This window comes from Bacillota bacterium, from assembly GCA_013314855.1.
In the GTDB taxonomy this organism is placed as follows: domain Bacteria; phylum Bacillota; class Clostridia; order Acetivibrionales; family DUMC01; genus Ch48.
This window is the reverse complement of sequence record JABUEW010000055.1, coordinates 1-17,958: the sequence shown is the minus strand read 5'-3', so window position 1 is coordinate 17,958 and position 17,958 is coordinate 1. Positions and strand designations below refer to the sequence as shown.

Sequence of the window (17,958 nt, the reverse complement as noted above, 5' to 3'; positions counted from 1 at the left end):
CACCTCACAAATTATGCTGAGGGTTAAAGGCTTTATTCATCTTCGTCGTATATAAAAGATGAATCCTTAACTACCACGGTTTTTGCCCAGAGATCATGAACCGCCGATGTATTTTTCGTAAAAAGTACCAGGAAGGCTGAAACAATAGATGGAACGACAAGGAGTGTTTCAAACAAGCATCTGAGCAAAAACTCCCTCACTATCAACTTACCCGGAGCTACTTCCTTCAATGTTCCTGCATCAAGCATGCTTATTCCGAAAATCAACTTACCAAGCGTTTTCCCCCTGCCGATGATAGCAGGTACAACCGTGTAATACAGGGTTTGCACAAAAATAAATTTCAGAATAAAAATTACATATAGCCTTGCAACTTCCTCGGCTAAAATATCCCCTGAACCCTCAACGGCAGGATCAAGTGTCTCTAAAAACGCATTAACCTTTTCCAAATCTCTTTCAGTAAAAAGATACCACAACAAAAAAACTGCCAAAAAGTCAATAATGAATGCAACTATTCTCGTTGAGGGTTGGGCAACTTCATATTCGTTATTCATTCTGCAATACCCTTTTCAAGCCTTTTAAATTTAAATACTAAATATAACATTATTATTTTATTAAAATTTCAATATATAATCCATATAATGTGAGACATTTTGCGGAGCCCCGCCCTCTATCCGCGACTTTTCCGCCAGGAATGCCATAACATGTGATTCAATCGATTGTTCAAGAGTCGAAGTAAGCATATCGCCTTTTTGGTATGCCTTCATAAAATTCGCAATAAACCCTTTGTCGCCGCCACCATGTCCGCTCTCACCAATATTTAAGTTAAGTTTTTTTGTTTCACCAGTCAAAAAATTAGTTACCTCAATTACGTAAGGCTTTTCCGCTGCCCTTATTTCGCCTTTCTCGCAAGTTACCTTTAGCGTCCTGTTGACTTTTGCGGTGAAGGCACTCAACGAAAAGGTAGCGGTTATGGCGTCGTCGAACTCTATTATTGTGGATTGATGGTCAACTACATTATTATCGCAGTTGAATACACATCGCCCATACCTTGAAGAACCAAGGTTTTCGCGCACTTTTTCTACGCTTGACAAGTCAAAGACAACCGACTTGATTTTATTCCCAGTGTAAATTTTTATTGCAGAATATGGGCAAGTCTTTTCAACACTGCAATCCACGCAGTATTCCGCCATTTTATCTCCGTCAAAATTCTTCTTGCTAAAATACGATAATCCCCCGAATGAGGAAATACGTCTTGCATGCTTGTCACCGAGAAGATACAGCAAGATATCCATGTCATGGCAGCTCTTTGTCACCATAAGCGGCGCACTGGTAGAGGAATTGTTCCAGGGTCCCCTAACGTAACTGTGGACAAAGTGATAATAACCAATGTTCTCGTTGTGCGCTATTGTTACGACATTCCCAATTTCTCTTGATTCAATTATTTTTTTTATAGTATTGAAAAACAATGCGTATCTCAATACATGGCACACCACCACGGTCTGATGTGGATATTTCTTCGCATGCCAATACACTTCCATAACATCATCAAGACTTGTGGAGATAGGCTTCTCGAGTATTATATCATATCCCTTATCGAGAAGCTTCATCACTTCCCTTTTATGGAGCCTATCTTGCGTCGACACAATTGCGACATCCGAAAGCCTTTCTTGTTCAAGGAATTCTTCGTCGGTTTCAAAAATACAATCCTCAGAAAGTCCGAATTTTTCTTTTATCCATACTTGTTTTGACTTGTCGGGCTCGGCTACACCCTTAATGACATAACTACCCTTAAAGCCTTCCTCCAATGCGTTTAGGTAGACGCTTCCGCGTCCACCCAAACCAATTATTGAAAAAGTTATAGGGCCATTATCTTTACGCATTACTTGTTTGCCTCGATTTCATAGGTAACTTCCTTTATTAATTCATTAACTATATCTTCGATTGGCTTGTCAATCTCTGACCAAATCTGCTTAGCATAATCGTTTATCTTTTTGTCAGCTGCGGCTTTTGCCTTGCCCTGCGGTGATCTTATGCCAAACTTCTCCATGTACTCACCAACCGTTTTCAATGCGGGAGTTTCTTCGTAGACCTTTCGGAGTTCCGGGTCGTTTGAGGCTTCCAAGTTGACTGGGAGGTAACCGGATTTTGCACACATATAAGCTACGTTTTCGGGTTTGTTGAGCCATCTTAAAAAGTCTGTACCGGCTTCAATTTCTGCCTGAGGTCTATTATCAAGAAGGATTATGCCTGAACCACCCTGGTTTACATAGAAGTTTGTCTTCTTCGGGAAAGGCAGTACTTCAATTTCAAAACCTGCCTCTTTTGCCTTGGAATTCATCGTTGCTAAGTTTGAACTTGTAGTAAAAATCATTCCAACATTGCCAGAATAAAACTCGGATAAAATAATCGTACCATGGTTCGCCCTCGAATTAGGATTTCTCATGGCACCATCCGTCACAAGTGAACGCCAGAATTTCAGTCCTGTTTTAAATTTATCGTCCTTGTCAAATTCAATCGCTGTAACAGTATCATTGTAAAGTTTTCCTCCCTGTTGGAACATCATTCCAATTGGATCTATACTGCCAGATGCAAAGCCATAAATACTTTTACTGTCATCAGCCGCATCAATCGTTTTAACTCCTACAGCTATTCTCTTGAATTCTTCCCATGTCCAGTTGGAATTTGCGGGATCGTTAATAATTGACTCGGGTGTCGGCAGGGTAAATCCTTTAGACTCTATTAACGTCTTGTTTACCACTAAAATATTGCTGGCACTCGGGAAATATGGGTATAACATGAACTTTCCGTTGCAAAGAGAGTATTGTAGAAATCCCTGGTTCATTCCCTGTATTTCCTCGTACGAAAAAACATTCCGTAAATCTACTGCTCTTGAATCATAAAGTGGAACAGAAGATACTCCTATGGCAGATACCACAGGGTTGTTACCGGCAATAATTGCAGCCTGCAATTTCGTATTCAATGCAGTTGCAGTACCTTGATATTCCACCGTAACAGTAATGTTTTTCCCAGGATACTTTTCAGCCTGCTCGCGGTTATATTTTTCAGCAAGTTCGCCAATCGTTGCGCCCATTGTGGACGTAGCAGAATTGGGAATCCATACTGTAATATTTACCTGTTTAGCATTCTTAGCTTTTAGTATTTCCCATGTCTTATCCGTAGGATACAGCTCCTTATCAACGGTACCTGATGTCCCGCTTACAGTTTTACCTTCTGTAGTTTTTTCCACTTCTCCTGTACTTGATGACTCACCCCCACTTTTTTCCGTAATAGTTGTGCCTCCATCCTCTATACTTGACACGTTGCTTTTGACTACACACGCCACTAATGCGAATAGCATTAATAGCACAATTAGTAATGTTGCAGTTTCTCTTAATTTTTTCATGCTAATATCCTCCTTTTTAAATGGTTTATCTCATTATATTAATAAATTTATTGGATACCCAGTTTTTCCCTATAGCACTTTATTTTGCTTTTGTTTTCCACCCGCCATTGCTGATTTAACCTTGCTGCTTGCAAAAATATACATCAACAATATAGGCGACAATTGTATCATCGTACCTGCCATCACGACATTCCATTCGGGAACACCTTCGTCTACGTGGATTAAACCTCTCAGAGCCACGGGTAATGTTCTTATAGATTCCGAGTTCGTCATAACAAGCACCCAGTAATATTCATTCCAGTTACTAATAAACGAAATAATCAGGTGAGCTACTAATACGGGTGCTACCATTGGCAGCATTATTTTTAACATTATTACCCGGTTTTTGGCCTTATCCATCTTTGCCGCCTCTATGATTTCCTGTGGAATCTGCTTGAATGCTGCCATAAACATGTAAATTCCGAACATATCGAACAGTGAAGGCAATATTAATCCTGTCCATGTGTCTACAAGCCCCATCTTGCTGTAAAAGTAGTAAACAGGTATAAGCGTTGCCTCTGCCGGTAGCATCATTTCAAGGTGCTTCAGCGCCCATAGAAGCTTTTTCCCTTTGAATTTCATCGTAGCAAAAGCATATGCCGCAGGAATAATTGTAAAATACTGGAGCCCAATGACAAGTATAGAATACTTGATGGAATTGCCAACATAATGTGATATTTGTGCTTGTTTCCAGGCATATATATAGTTATCCCACTGTGGATTCTTAACAATGAGCCCTGGATCGAAGGACAATGCCTCAATAAGTGGTCGTAATGACATCGATGCCATCCAGGCAAAAGGATAAACAAAAATAAGCCCAGTTCCTATCATTAAAACATAATTTAATGTCTTCAATACATATTTCACACGTTTTTTCAACTTGGTAACAAAAATGAATTTTCTTGTTACCTCAACGTGCTTTGCGGAATAGGCATTCGTACTAAATGACAAACTTTCAAATTCCATTTTTCTACCCCTCGAATTTTTTGTTAAAAAATTTATTTGCAGCAATCGTGAACAATGATACAATAACTGTCAGGACAATTGAGCCTGCCATGGCAAACCCGTAATTGAACTTTACTCTCCCTGTATTGTAAATCCAATAACCAAGCACCATGGATGAACCATGGGGACCTCCCTGTGTCATCAGGTCGATTGCGGCAAATGACTTAAACGCATTAATAAACTTCATAGTGAATACAAACATCAAGGTCGGAGAAAGGAGAGGTATGGTGATCTTGGTAAATATCCTAAACTTGCTTGCCTTATCCAATTTTGCAGCTTCATATACATAAGGGGGTATGGATTGAAGACCTGAAATTATTATTAAAACATAATACCCGATCGATTTCCATACTGTCACCATTGCAATCGACAGCAACGAAGTTCTTGTATTCATCAGCCAATTTGGTCCTCTTATTCCAAAAATTGTAAGTACCTGATTTATAATGCCTTGCTTGTCAAGCATAAGTACCCATAAAATTGCAACTGCTACCATTGATGAAATATGCGGAGTAAAAATCAAGGTTTGCACAAAGTTATGTATCCTCGTATTTTTAGAAAGCCATGCTGCCATGAGAAGAGTTATAACCATAAGCATTATTACTGTTACAAATGCAAATATGATTGTATTGCGAATCGCTTGTATAAACTGAGTATCCCTAGTGAAAATCATTTCAAAATTCCATAATCCCCTGAATTCCGAATCCTTAAGGTTTACAAGGTTTACTTTGAAAAATGAACCGATAACCATAAATATAAATGGCAGGATTGTAAAAAAAATAGCACCAAAAGCTGCTGGAATCATGTAAATATAGGCAACATTCACTTTACTGAAAATCCTTGCCCCCAGTTTATCCATCTTTTTCAGCCTCTCACACCGCTTTATATCTTTACGTATCCTGCGGTAGTCATTATAAGCTTCAAGTTCGTCTTTTGACAGCCCATTCCTATATTTCTTCAGCTCAATCCTCAGCCGCCTTATTTCCTGCTTTTCATTCAAGATAAGATTCTTGAAGCCTTCAGGCCGAGTTTTGCAATATTCTTTTATTTTTTCCTTATGTTCATCAATCTTCCTGCAAAACTCGTTATAAATTTCTCCAACTTTTTTTAAATTCTCCATAAGCCTCCTCAATCACTCTCTCATCGCGAACTCTCAATTCATTCTTATCAAATACATATACATTTTCCTTCAAAAGTGCAAATACTATGTCACTGCCTATTGCTCTTTGGATCTTTGAAAGTTCTTTTACAAAAACAGTTTTACCATTAAATTCCACCTGGTACAAATACTCTGAGCCGTGGTTTTCAAAACTCAGTATCCTGCCTCTAATAACTATTTTGTCGTCGCTTTCCTCGTTGCAATCGAAAATCACGTCCCTTGGCCTGAAACCAATCGAATACTTTTCATTGACGGTCACAATATTCATACCAGGGTCGCCAACAAACCTGGCGACAAATACGCAAGAAGGATTATTGTGGATTTCTGTAGGCGTTCCATGCTGCATTATTTTACCTTCGTTCATGACAACAATATTGTCACCCATTGTCATCGCTTCAATTTGATCATGTGTTACGTATATAAACGTCGATTTCAGTTTTCGGTGAAGATGAATAAGTTCCGTGCGCATTTCGGATCTCAGCTTTGCATCCAGGTTTGAAAGTGGTTCATCCATTAAAAATATTTGTGGCATCTTCGAGATTGCTCGAGCAAGTGCCACCCTTTGGCGCTGACCACCCGATAGGTTTGCAGGGTGCCTATTTTGGAACTCGCTCAAATCCACCATTTTCAATGCCATATCCGTACGCTCCTTTATTTCAAACCTGGGTATCCTCGCATTTATCAAGCCAAATTCTATGTTTTCCCTTACCGTCATATGGGGATAGAGCGCATAATTCTGAAAGACCATTGCTATACCCCTATCGCCAGGTTCAAGGTTGGTTATGTCAACATCGCCAATTTTAATCTGTCCGGAAGTTATTTCCTCAAGTCCGGCAATCATACGCAGCAGTGTAGTCTTGCCGCATCCTGAAGGACCGACGAAAACAGTAAAGCTTCCACTCGGTATCCTGATACTAATGTTGTCTACTGCACGCTTGCCTTCTGGAACCTGGTTATCGTTCCATTTTCTCAACCATTTAGGCTTTACATACCCGTATATTTTTACCAGATTCTTAATTTCAATATCAGCCATCTTGCTCCCTTCCAAGTTCAGCGAAGCTAATCAGCTTTATCGCATTTTTTTCCATATATTCTTTTATTTCAGTGTCCACCAACACCGCACTCTCCATCACCCTGGAAAAATTATATGAAGATATTTTCAATAATTCAATGTCGACATATCCAGGATGTACCATCAATTCTACGTATTCCTTTTCCGAGTTTTCAGCAACAATCTTTTTGAACTTTTCCTTCATCGTTTCAATGGATTCGCCTTCCTTATGTTTGAATCTTCCCTCAAAATAAACACCTTTGTATTGTTTTGTATCAAATTGCCTGAGTGGGACACCAACTTCCTCGCTCAGCCTCTTTGCCTGCCTCTCCGCTTTTGGAAAGATTTGATGCAGATAAAGGTGTGAATCTATATGCGTCGGTTCTTTACCCGTCAGCAAAATAAATTTAACGTACTGAGCCTCAAACTCGCGGTAAACCTCTTTCTCATCGTATTGTTCATCTTTTTTCAACTCTTTTGGCTTAATAAAGTTTCCATTTTTATCAACCAGGCTTTTGCAAACAGTGAGAGGCTTACCTAAGCTTAAATTAAGGTGCAGTCCCACTTTCAGTTCCGGATCACTCTTTACAAGTCCTGCTGCAAGTTCACTGGCCAAAGTATTTACCATCATAGTTGTCGAAGTTACAATACCATTTTTAATTGCATCATAAATTCCATAAGTAACACCATTTGTTAAACCAAAATCATCCGCATTAATTATTAGTTTCATATAAATTCAGGCCAATAACCCTTGTTTGCTTCTATTAAATCATCTAAAACCGCCTTGGCCTTTTCTGCATCACAGATTGTACGGTTTAATGTTAAGGCCTGCAGTGCTTTTTTATATGAACCTTCAAAATATGCTTCTACGGCAAGCAATTCATAGGCATATTGGCACTCCATCAGTCCTTTCGTAAAAATATCGATTTCACCAAACGCAAGGGGCATAACGCCTTGACTATTTACTATCGAGGTACACTCTATCATTGCTTCCTGGTTGAAGTTTGATATTACACCTTTATTTTTAGTTATCATGATAAATATTTCTCCTCCATTATAGGCAATATTCCTCGCTACATCTACAATCATATCGGCATGCGCCCCGTTTTTTGCAATCAGCGAGTTTTTAGCAGTTCCATCCCTTTGTACTCTATCGCATTCTTCAAAAACTATTTTTTCTCTGCCGCATATTACTTCATCAGCCCGCGTAAAATCCTTATTTGCCTGGGCTACTTTGTACTCAGGATACAAATAATATTGAAGATATGTATTTGGAATATAGTCAGGAAAATACTTTAACATTGTCTTCACCATATTATAAGTATCGAGCCACGACTTATCCCTTTCCTCAGCATCGGCAGGCATAAAGCCGTTTTTTAAAATCATCTCCCTGATTTTTGGGACCAAATCTACACCATTTGGGTCATACAGATGCTTAAACCAGCCAAAATGATTTAAACCAAAATATACTGGAAATAATGTCTTATAGTCTATATTGATCATTTTGCCAAATGATTTTAGAAGATTTACAGGCTGATCACACATATTAATTATTTTCTTATCATTAGGAAATACCTTGTCAAGCGCCAATGCAACAATTGCGGCAGGATTAGTGTAATTAAGAATCCAGGGGTCATCAGAGTATTTTCTGACATCATTGACAATTTCAATCATATCCTTAATTGCCCTCATACCATAGGCAAATCCACCCGCTCCACATGTTTCCTGCCCTACAACACCGTGGGAAAGCGGAATATGCTCGTCGAGAAGTCGCATTTTATAACCGCCTGTGCGTATTTGGCAGAACACGAAATCCACATTCTCATATGCAACCCGTTTATCCGTAGTATAAGAAAATTTCAGCTCAGGATATTCTTCTTTAAAAAGTATTTCCGCAAACTTGCCTATTTTTTCCTGCCTTTTTTCATCTATGTCATATAACCGCAATTCTTCTAGAGAGAACTCATCTTTTTTTACACATAGGCTTTTTAATAGCCCTGGAGTCCATGTTGAGCCTCCCCCTACAATAACCACCTTAAATTTTCTCATAACGTCCTCACAAAATAATTTATCTTTTGTTATTAATTATAAGTTCTTATTATTTTTCGGTCAATTCGAAGTCATCATTATGTAACATTATAAAACAATTTGTATAAAATTTTTTCAAGAGTAATATATTACTTTTGCTATCGTTCCGGCTTTGTACCCAGTTTTACATTAGCTTTTGAAATAGAGTAAGCTAAAATCATTCATTAGCTAAATATAATTCCCATTTTAATGTAAAATGTGCACAATTATAGTTAGATATGCCTATTTATCTTGGGAAAATCTTTATCATGCTACATTTTGCTACAAGTAATACAAAAAAACGGTGCTGGTACAAAACAGAAAGTACTTTTCCATCAAATACTCAATTTTAGGCTCCGGAGTTTTATTAGAGGTAATTATAAAATCATAAAGTTTCTCTTCCTGTTAGCTGTATGTATGATTTGACAATGACATTAAGTACAAACATCAACTGGCAACGCGACTTTGTGTCTACATCCGGTGTAGTTTTAGCATTATTCACAAGAAGAAAATTATAATCGCCGATTTTAGAAAGCTGGGAAAAAGGCGACGCCGTAAAGGTAATAACCTTGGCTCCTCTTGATTTTGCGATTTGTGCGACCCTGACAACCTGCTCAGTCTCACCACTTAGTGAGGCCAGAAAAATCATGTCCTTTTCCCCCATATTTCTTGCCTGCAAATAAGCTATGTGCGTATCCTCATAAAGGATTACTTTTCTTGACAGCGACAGTAAATGTCGTGCAGTATAATTAAAAACAATGTTTGTCAAACCTTTGGCAAAAAAATGTATATGAGTATCCTGTTTCATTAATTCGGCAATTTCTCGTACTGCCTTATCGTCAATTCCCCTTGCTGTTTTTTCTATATCAGAAAGTTCTTCTGCAATTATCTCCTCCAGTGACAGCGATGGAGTGATTTTCCTTCCGGATTTCTCATTTGCAAGCAGTTCCTTTATGAAATATTTCAGGTGGCTATAACCTTCCAAGTCAAGCTTTTTACATAATCTTATTATAGTGGTTGTAGAAACGAAAAGCTTTTTGGCAAGTTCCTGAATAGAAAGGGTTAAAATCTCACTTTTATTGTTATCAATATATCGAAGAACATCCAGTTCCATCGAACTGAGTGAATTAATTCTTTCAATTGGAAAACTCTGAAACATTTCATCACCTCACTATAAAGATTTTACCATATATTTATTCCCACGTCCAGCATAAGGCGTATTTGATTAGGTTCTCTTCAAGCAAATTCGCTTCGTTCATGACTTGAACATCGAAGCAAATTTTCTTGTTCGCTAGGGAACCCTATGGTTCCCTTCGACGGATTCTGCCTTATTATATTTATTGCAGAATCCTGAGCACCCTCCTTAAAACGGGAAAGGGGAATCCCCTTTCCAAACCCCAGTAATTGAATAGGAGGTTCTTAAAACCTGTGAAATACAAAACTTCAGGCACAGGAATGGTTCTAAATCTTAATCTCGGCAGACCTGTTGAGGTGAATCATATTATTATGGAAAATATTTCTTAAGGGCAGCGTATCACCGGATATTTATTAGAAGCCGAAGTAAATGGAGAATGGAGAGAACTTATACAGGGCAGTTCTATCGGCCATAAGGGAATTGATAGGTTTGATACCATAGCACTCAGTCTAACTCACACGAGAACTTTGTAAGGGCCTTTAACAAGAGGATATCTACATTTCCGGCTGTAAAAATATAAAATAAGCGAACGGAGGAAATCTGCAGGTTATTCCTGCATACATATTTATGGTGGATAGGCTCCCGGCATATAAGCTGTGGGTATCTCTTATCCAGCCGAGCAAGTATAATATGGCGTGGTACTTAGCCGGATGGTACTACTCGTCAAGAAGCTTTGCGGGTTCATATCCGGGTCCATATCTACGTAGAATTCACAGCGGGAATCCTCCCCATTTGAATGGGATAGATAAAAACTGTGGTTTCGGTACGAAACTTTACCTTTTTTCTGCAAACAGTATTGCTTGTAAACAAACGTTCTGGTATAATATAGTCATGGTTCAAAAGTCGAATCTTGAAAACTAAATATATGGGGTTGCACCAAGTAATCCTTTGCTGCGTAAAATATTCAAGGTAACGAACCCAAAGTATCTGTGTAGAGTAGGTTATTCCTACCCAGAAGTAGTGGTGTTGGACACACCTTCGGTGTAACTTTTTTAAGGTAACCAGAAGCTCGTCATTTTAATGACGATGCAGTTCACGGAGCTTTAAATCACCATCATATTGCAGCATACCGGCGTAGATAACCTTTATATATACGACCTAAATAGGTTACAACTTCAATTCTCTCAGATACTTATTAGCTTCTCTTCGTTTGTAAAAAATAATAATACTCTTATCCTTCTTCCGGCACACCAACATTTTACTACATAATTCTAAACATGCATATCCCATAGCTTTCATTTTATTAATGTTAGCAATCTTATATATGGATCATAATCAAGTCTCAAATATAGAAATGGCTTCACCTATTTCTCCATTTGCTTTTCAGAATTTATTCTGCTTCAATAATTACTTTTTTTATCTCGTACATACCTAAACCTCACCAGTATAGCTTTCCGTTTTATATTTGAATGCCACTTTTCCTTCAACACTGTACGTATCGAAAAGTTTCCTCAGTTCCTTCATCAGAATGTCATAGTTTGTTTCTCCAGGCATTGGGGCATAAGAGTTTGAAAGCAGTCGTCCCTTCAAACCTTCAAAGTCAAACAGTTGCACATTCTCAAAAACAGCTTTACTTAAAACTCTATCCTTAAAAAACGTTTTGAGTTCTTCCTCGGTTATTAATTTATGATTTACTTCATTGTAGTCATTTGCATAAGTTCTGAGCAATATTTCATAGCCTGCAGAAAACCCGTCTTCCTTAACTATTCGTTTATTCCAGACCAATACCACCTTGCCTCCCGCTTTCAATATCCTTTCAAATTCCTTTTTACAGGCATCCCTGTTAAACCAGTGAAATGCCTGAGCACAGATGATGTGGTCAACGGATTTATCTGAAAGCCCCGTAGCTTCCGCAGTACCTTCCACGGAAATAAACTTCGGGTATTCCTCCAGTAGTTTTTCTGCTGCATTCCTCATTTCTTTGTTTGGTTCCACACCAATCACATGGCTTCCTCTATCAAGAAGCAATCTTGTCAGTATGCCGGTTCCCGAACCTATATCGGCAATAATAGATTCCGTTGAGAAACCCGTATTTATGTACAGGTAGTCAATAAACTCCTTTGGGTATCCGGGCCTGTATTTTATATAGTTTTCAACCCTATCCGAAAAACGCTCGATATTTTTCTTCATATCAATCATCCTTTTCTTTTACACCAACATACAAATCAATAAAGTGTGGGTTTTCTTTAAACATCTTCTCATTATTATATTCGAACTCGTATTTAGATTTCAATAACCAGTTGTTATAAACATACCGTTTTGTTTTAGCAACAACTAAGCTTAACATGAATTTATACCTTAGTCTGATTGGAAAAATGGCATATGTACCTGCTGGGATTTCAAAAGATATAAATTCTTCAGGAACATTATTAACAACTGTTACAATATGTCCAGTAAAGTAGTCCCATGTTTAATTTTCATTAAAATTTTTACTTAATGATACATATTCCCAAGGTCTCTTTTGATTCGGAATGCCGTATTTGTCTTTATAGCTCATGTACTTCCTAAGAATTTCCGACACATCCTTAAATACGCTTTTCATACCTGTTTTTACAGATAAACCGATTGCTTTAATGGGCTCACTCAATGTGACTATTTCAGGCTCTATACTACCTCAAAATAAACTTCATTATGATATACTGATATAATTTATTTTATGTCAATAGTATTGTCTGAATTGTTGCAAACATTCTTGTTTAGAAATAAAATTTGAGAATATCCCATATTTTTTTCATTTTCTTTTTGAGAATATTCCATCCGCTTTTCTGTTCCGAAAATTTCCTCTTGATCTGAACGCAGATGATGTAATTTATCAAGAAGCAGGTCACGCTTTCAGGATTCAGGATATAAGGTATAATCCCCAAACCGGGCAACTTTATATCACTGCTGTCTGTGAAGGCAATTGGAGAGAAAACCAGGGATATTTTGAAGTCTACCTGCTAAAAAGCAATTCCCTCATCTATAACGAAAAAAACATAGCTTTAAAAGATGCTATAGATAAACAGAACTTTATTATTGCGGGGATCGCTCCTGATTTAGAAGTTACTGTAAACAGCAGCCTCCGATGGACCAAGAATCATTATATCCCTACATATAACCAGTTCAACACACCCTCCTCCATTTTTTAACAAATGTACCATACTCAGCTGTTGACCGGGCAGCCCATGGAGTTATGCCGCTTGCCTTTAAAGGTTTCATGATCTAAGGCATTAAGCAACAATGCTGATTGATACCGGGCTAAATTTCCGCGCTGCAGCTGCCCGCATGGGCCATGCAAACCCTAACGTTACTCTTGCAGTTTATTCTCATGCATTACAAAGTGCAGATAAGCAGGCAGCAATTGTAAACAAATGGCAAAACCCTGTAAGTCTTATGCCTGCAGGGTTTCGTTTGATTGCGGGGGAGGGATTCGAACCCACGACCTTCACATTATGAGCTCGACGAGTTATCAAGCTACCTTATCATAATAATTTATTACTGCAATTTCCGCTTTGCTCGCTTTCGCTTGTTCAACAATCACTTCTAGCTTCTTAGCCACATCATTATCAAAAAAGGCCTCTCCACATTGCTTGCATACATTTGCAGGTACATTCTTAACAATAATAATTGAACCCTCTATATCTACAATATGATTAACATTACCTGCTTTCATAAGTCCTTTACACATAAAACAATTCATAGACTTACCTCCTTCTTGTCTTTAAATCCTCAAACCATTCTTCACTATCCGGGTAATATGCAGTTATCATCCACAGTTTATTTTCTCCTATGCCGCACACAACATGCAGCCCTTTTCCTTTTATTGATAAACCTAAAACAAGAAAGCTTGGGTAAGGATAATCATTCTTATAATCTTCAATTATCTCTCCATTTTGGATGCATCTCTCAACATCATCTGTGGTTATTCCCCTCTTCTGCATCCTTATTAGCATATGTTGGCTCCAAACAACCTTACCTTTATTTAACAAGTTTCTTATACTATTTATATCCGTTTCACTCATAATTCATCCTCATATCTCTATTATATGCTTAAGTTATTTATAGTCAACACTTATAGTATTTGCCTCAATTATTTAATACACTGTTATATCATTATTTTATCATATTTGAACTATTTTGTTAAATAACTATTTTCCAGCAACAACCAATAGCTTTCTACTTCTAAGGCCTCTTGTACAAAAAAATCAGTTGAACGGATTTATCCAACCTAATCTTTAAAAAACTGGCGTAACAGGTGGTGGAACAAATCAAAAAAATATGGCTTTCGATTTCCCGAAAGCCTACAGTTTTCCTGGTTGCGGGGGAGGGATTTGAACCCACGACCTTCGGGTTATGAGCCCGACGAGCTACCGGCTGCTCCACCCCGCGATAATATCAACATTCTAGCCTTTTACCTTGTAAATGACTCAATGTTATGCAAAATTCATTTATGGTGCCGGAGACCGGAATCGAACCGGTACAGTCCTCACGGACCGCAGGATTTTAAGTCCTGTGCGTCTGCCTATTCCGCCACTCCGGCTAACCGCTATAATATAGTACCACTAATATTTTTTAGTGTCAAGTAGTTTTTTATGCCATTTTATGCCTTTTAGGTAAATTTTTCTTTGAAGAAAACACAGTATAATTTCATTTACAGTATAATTTCATTTGTTAATAATTCAGTAATTAACGTACTTTTTATATCCTCCGCTGCCTCTCTTGGATTCAAAATTCTTTTTTAAATCCTGCATTCTCTCATTGCTGTCTCTCAGAAATTTTGCCAGGCGATCCTCAAAAGACATTTTTTCCAAATCATTGGATTTACTCCAATCAATTTCTTCCGGTCTCTTGGACTTGACATTTTGATTACCTTCATTAGCTTTCTTGATTGATAAACTGATTTTTCCTTTTTCATCCACGGAAATTACTTTTACTTTTACACTTTGATTTTCTTTAAGATAAGCATTGATATCTTTCACATATTCATCTGCAATTTCCGAGATATGGACCAAACCTACTTTCCCGTCAGGTAACCGGATAAAGGCTCCAAAATTTGCTATACCTGCAACCTTCCCCTCAATTACCTTCCCTGCTTCTACCAGCATAAAATGATAGCTCCTCCTTAAAACTCCAGGATAATTACCTGAAAAACTAAACTTGTACCACAGCCAATTTTTTTAAGTAAAGTTATTTTAGAGTAATTAGAATTATATAGCAATACTTAGTTTTAGTCAAGCATTATTAAGCCTTTTTAAGCATATTTTCGTAATATCTTTGAAGTTAATTTATTTAATTTATATCAATAAATATTCTCTCTCCGGGTTTTACCATACCAAGCTTTTCTCGGGCTACTTTTTCAATATATTCATCTGTATTTAATATTTCTTTTTGTCTTTTTAATTCCTCATTTATTTTTGTTTCTTCCTCTATCTTAGCCTGTATATTTTTCATTGCCTCTTTTTTTAGGCCTAATACTTTTTGCTGCTCTACTACGATAAATAAAAAATATACTCTAAAGGCTATAAGTATCAGCAGTCCCCACCTGGAGCTTTTTCTTTTGTTCATACTACTTAATTACCTCCTAAATTTAGCAACTGCTAAGAATCATTCCATGTAATACACTATATTATTATATTCTATACTCATTTATAAATTCCTTCTTTATTTATACCTTTTTTCTGATATTTTTAAATATTTTACTCCAAAGTGCCATTTTTGAAATACTCACTTTTGCAGCACCTTTTGCAGACCTGTATAACTTTTTAGTAGGACCTGAAATTAATTTTAACGGAATCAAAACTAGCTTATAAATAATTCTTATTGGATATGCGAATAAAAATAAAATAAATTTTATAGCTTTCCACATTATATTTAAAACAGCCATAGAACATCTAATTACAATTTTACTGAGCAGAAGCAAATATATTATTATGCCTATAATTGCTCCTATATAAATGTAGCCTCGTATTTCACCTTCATTACTGTAATAGACAAGTACAAACATGACTATTACTACAATAATCCAAAACAATATATCTTCTATATATAAAAACAATACTGCTGTTTTTACAACCTTCCTTTTTATCCTGAAAATGTCATATATAAACGCAATAAGCATCCCACTTAGCACAGAATATAAGAAAATATATGCCTCGGTGCTGACAGATGCAGGCACAACAGCATTCACCAGCCTTTATTTAAACATTTTACTGAAAAAGCCAAAACCTTTTGAGTTTGAGCTATCTCTATCACTGTATTCACAGCTAATTATATCGCCTTCAATGTTCAACTCTGAGTTGTCCAGGTTTAATTTACTAATATGTAAATCCTCTCCATGAATAATTAAAATACCCATCTCCGTATCGACAATAACACATTCATCATTAAAACTTTCTACATCAATAACCCCTGAAATGCTTAACTTTTGCCTATTTTCAAGTATTAAGTTTTGAGTTTTCGGCTTTATAACTTTTTTTTCCTCTGCCATTTTACCCCCTCCTTATCCTTATCCTTATCTTTATCTATAAATGGTCAATCTCGTTTTATGTATATGCATGTACATATAAAATAATTACTCAATTATCCTGATCATTTGTGCTGCTTCTGCTTTGGATACATTTTCAGCAACAGAAATTACTTCAATCTTGGTGTTTTTATTACCGAAATTTATTTCAATTATATCACCTGCTTTTACTTCCGTAGACGGCTTAGCCACTCGTCCATTAACTTTAACCTTCCCGGATCCACATGCTTCATTTGCAATAGTACGTCTTTTTATAATTCTTGAAACTTTTAAGAACTTATCAATTCTCATTTACGTATCATCCCCCCTCTTCTTACTATATCATTCCCTCATTTTAACAAAAAAGCTTCAATATAAAATTGAAGCTTTTCCGGATATATTTTTCCTACTAAATATGCTTTCCTATTATTAGCTTTATTAGCTGTTAATTTTGTCTTTTAAAGCTTTACCTGCTCTAAAAATAGGTACCTTTGATGCTTCAATAGTAATCTCTTCCCTTGTCTGAGGATTAATCCCCTTTCTTGCTGCTCTTTCCCTTACTTCAAATGACCCAAAGCCTACAAGCTGGACTTTTTCACCCTTTACAAGGGCTTCCTCAATACTTTCTACCATTGCGTTCAGTGATTTTTCAGCATCTTTTTTGGACATTCCGCTTTTTTCAGCTATACTGGAAATTAAATCCGCTTTATTCAATTTATACCCTCCTTTTTAATATGGTTTTTATAAATCGCTTTTATTTTTATGAAGATTCTTTTTTGCTTCATTCCATAATTGGTCCATTTCTGCAAGTGTCATATCTTCTAGCTTTCTCCCTGCCTTAATACTTTCCCTTTCGATGTATTCAAACCTTTCTATAAACTTCTGTACAGTATGTGTTAAGGCAAGCTCCGGTTGTACTTGCAAAAACCTCGCTAAATTAACTAAAGCAAAAAACACATCTCCTACTTCATCATTTATTCTTTCCACATTTTTACTATTATATACATCCTTTAATTCCTGTATTTCCTCATAAACCTTATTAAATACATCTTCTATATCGTCCCAATCAAATCCAACCTGGGCAGCTTTCTGCTGTACTTTCCAGCTTCTTATTAATGCAGGAAGGTTTTGTGGGATTTCTTTTAGAACCTCTGTTTGAGTTGTAATTCCCTTTTCTTTTTTCTTTATAGTTTCCCAGTTATGTACCACTTCATCCGGAGTATAAGCTGTATCCCTGCCAAAAACATGGGTATGCCGTAGTATAATCTTCCTGCATATTCCCGTTATGACATCGTCTATATTAAATTGTCCTTCCTCTTGCGCTATTTGCGAATGGAATACAACCTGTAAAAGGACATCCCCCAACTCTTCACACAACTTATCTTTATCCTTTAAATCTATAGCTTCAAGTACTTCATAAGTTTCTTCAAGAAGGTACTTTTTTAAACTCTCGTGGGTTTGCTCTCTATCCCATGGACACCCCTTTTCACTCCTTAACAACGACATAATCTCTAACAAATCCTGCAAACTGTATTTTTCTTTTAACAAAACTTCATCCCCT

Annotated in this window: 21 protein-coding genes, 2 tRNA genes and 1 pseudogene; 2 read left to right on the top strand and 22 right to left on the bottom strand. The window is 36.9% G+C overall.

Annotated elements, in window-relative coordinates:
- Positions 1–32: 32 nt before the first annotated feature.
- From HPY74_10880 to HPY74_10840, 9 genes are all read right to left on the bottom strand, one after another.
- The gene (locus HPY74_10880; GenBank protein NSW91152.1) at positions 33–551 is read right to left on the bottom strand and encodes an RDD family protein; all 519 of its coding nucleotides are present in this window, start codon (positions 549–551) and stop codon (positions 33–35) included.
- 60 nt (positions 552–611) lie between these two features.
- The gene (locus tag HPY74_10875) at positions 612–1,880 is read right to left on the bottom strand and encodes a Gfo/Idh/MocA family oxidoreductase (protein NSW91151.1); all 1,269 of its coding nucleotides are present in this window, start codon (positions 1,878–1,880) and stop codon (positions 612–614) included.
- Positions 1,880–3,403, bottom strand: coding sequence for an extracellular solute-binding protein (locus HPY74_10870; GenBank protein ID NSW91150.1), 1,524 nt, complete (start codon positions 3,401–3,403; stop codon positions 1,880–1,882). Before HPY74_10870 ends, HPY74_10875 begins: the two co-directional genes overlap by 1 nt.
- A 69-nt stretch (positions 3,404–3,472) precedes the next feature.
- Positions 3,473–4,408: a carbohydrate ABC transporter permease gene (locus HPY74_10865; GenBank protein ID NSW91149.1), complete on the bottom strand. Its 936-nt coding sequence runs from the start codon at positions 4,406–4,408 to the stop codon at positions 3,473–3,475.
- A 4-nt stretch (positions 4,409–4,412) separates the two neighbouring features.
- On the bottom strand, positions 4,413–5,564 hold the full coding sequence (locus tag HPY74_10860) for an ABC transporter permease subunit (protein ID NSW91148.1): 1,152 nt from the start codon (positions 5,562–5,564) through the stop codon (positions 4,413–4,415).
- Positions 5,530–6,636 (bottom strand): ABC transporter ATP-binding protein, encoded by a 1,107-nt coding sequence (locus HPY74_10855; protein ID NSW91147.1) that lies wholly within the window; start codon positions 6,634–6,636, stop codon positions 5,530–5,532. The genes HPY74_10860 and HPY74_10855 overlap by 35 nt, the downstream gene beginning before the upstream one ends.
- Positions 6,629–7,384, bottom strand: a complete 756-nt coding sequence (locus HPY74_10850) for a carbohydrate deacetylase (GenBank protein ID NSW91146.1) — start codon at positions 7,382–7,384, stop codon at positions 6,629–6,631. The genes HPY74_10855 and HPY74_10850 overlap by 8 nt, the downstream gene beginning before the upstream one ends.
- Entirely contained in the window at positions 7,381–8,703 is a 1,323-nt protein-coding gene (locus tag HPY74_10845; protein ID NSW91145.1) for a 6-phospho-alpha-glucosidase, read from the bottom strand. The genes HPY74_10850 and HPY74_10845 overlap by 4 nt, the downstream gene beginning before the upstream one ends.
- Positions 8,704–9,106: 403 nt before the next feature.
- Positions 9,107–9,880 carry a MurR/RpiR family transcriptional regulator gene (locus tag HPY74_10840; GenBank protein ID NSW91144.1) on the bottom strand — a complete coding sequence of 258 codons (774 nt, stop codon included), beginning with the start codon at positions 9,878–9,880 and terminating at the stop codon, positions 9,107–9,109.
- Positions 9,881–10,546: 666 nt separating this feature from the next.
- Between HPY74_10840 and HPY74_10835 the strand changes: the two genes are divergently transcribed.
- Entirely contained in the window at positions 10,547–10,777 is a 231-nt protein-coding gene (locus tag HPY74_10835; GenBank protein NSW91143.1) for a hypothetical protein, read from the top strand.
- A gap of 510 nt (positions 10,778–11,287) precedes the next feature.
- Here HPY74_10835 and HPY74_10830 read toward each other — a convergent pair.
- Together HPY74_10830 and HPY74_10825 are read right to left on the bottom strand one after the other, a co-directional pair.
- Complete coding sequence (locus tag HPY74_10830; GenBank protein NSW91142.1) at positions 11,288–12,046, bottom strand: class I SAM-dependent methyltransferase; 759 nt, start codon at positions 12,044–12,046, stop codon at positions 11,288–11,290.
- Position 12,047: 1 nt separating this feature from the next.
- Entirely contained in the window at positions 12,048–12,302 is a 255-nt protein-coding gene (locus tag HPY74_10825; GenBank protein ID NSW91141.1) for a GyrI-like domain-containing protein, read from the bottom strand.
- Between the two features lie 803 nt (positions 12,303–13,105).
- Between HPY74_10825 and HPY74_10820 the strand changes: the two are divergent.
- Positions 13,106–13,261: pseudogene (locus HPY74_10820) on the top strand (tyrosine-type recombinase/integrase).
- Between the two features lie 103 nt (positions 13,262–13,364).
- Here the strand turns inward: HPY74_10820 and HPY74_10815 are convergent.
- The 11 genes from HPY74_10815 to mazG all read right to left on the bottom strand — a co-directional run bounded on the left by HPY74_10815 (position 13,365) and on the right by mazG (position 17,945).
- Positions 13,365–13,595, bottom strand: coding sequence for a type II toxin-antitoxin system MqsA family antitoxin (locus HPY74_10815; GenBank protein NSW91140.1), 231 nt, complete (start codon positions 13,593–13,595; stop codon positions 13,365–13,367).
- Between the two features lie 4 nt (positions 13,596–13,599).
- A complete protein-coding gene (locus HPY74_10810) occupies positions 13,600–13,917 on the bottom strand; it encodes a DUF4258 domain-containing protein (protein ID NSW91139.1) in 318 nt (105 codons plus the stop codon).
- Positions 13,918–14,208: 291 nt separating this feature from the next.
- Positions 14,209–14,284: transfer RNA gene (locus tag HPY74_10805), tRNA-Met, on the bottom strand.
- Positions 14,285–14,346: 62 nt separating this feature from the next.
- Positions 14,347–14,435, bottom strand: a tRNA-Leu gene (locus tag HPY74_10800).
- 139 nt (positions 14,436–14,574) lie between these two features.
- On the bottom strand, positions 14,575–15,000 hold the full coding sequence (locus tag HPY74_10795; protein ID NSW91138.1) for an RNA-binding protein S1: 426 nt from the start codon (positions 14,998–15,000) through the stop codon (positions 14,575–14,577).
- 184 nt (positions 15,001–15,184) lie between these two features.
- Complete coding sequence (locus HPY74_10790) at positions 15,185–15,460, bottom strand: septum formation initiator family protein (GenBank protein ID NSW91137.1); 276 nt, start codon at positions 15,458–15,460, stop codon at positions 15,185–15,187.
- Between the two features lie 100 nt (positions 15,461–15,560).
- Complete coding sequence (gene yabQ, locus HPY74_10785) at positions 15,561–16,082, bottom strand: spore cortex biosynthesis protein YabQ (GenBank protein ID NSW91136.1); 522 nt, start codon at positions 16,080–16,082, stop codon at positions 15,561–15,563.
- A 6-nt stretch (positions 16,083–16,088) separates the two neighbouring features.
- Positions 16,089–16,382 (bottom strand): sporulation protein YabP, encoded by a 294-nt coding sequence (gene yabP, locus HPY74_10780; GenBank protein ID NSW91135.1) that lies wholly within the window; start codon positions 16,380–16,382, stop codon positions 16,089–16,091.
- An 84-nt stretch (positions 16,383–16,466) separates the two neighbouring features.
- Positions 16,467–16,709 (bottom strand): RNA-binding S4 domain-containing protein, encoded by a 243-nt coding sequence (locus tag HPY74_10775; GenBank protein NSW91134.1) that lies wholly within the window; start codon positions 16,707–16,709, stop codon positions 16,467–16,469.
- A gap of 126 nt (positions 16,710–16,835) precedes the next feature.
- The gene (locus HPY74_10770; GenBank protein ID NSW91133.1) at positions 16,836–17,111 is read right to left on the bottom strand and encodes an HU family DNA-binding protein; all 276 of its coding nucleotides are present in this window, start codon (positions 17,109–17,111) and stop codon (positions 16,836–16,838) included.
- Positions 17,112–17,138: 27 nt separating this feature from the next.
- A complete protein-coding gene (gene mazG / locus HPY74_10765; GenBank protein NSW91132.1) occupies positions 17,139–17,945 on the bottom strand; it encodes a nucleoside triphosphate pyrophosphohydrolase in 807 nt (268 codons plus the stop codon).
- Positions 17,946–17,958 lie beyond the last annotated feature (13 nt).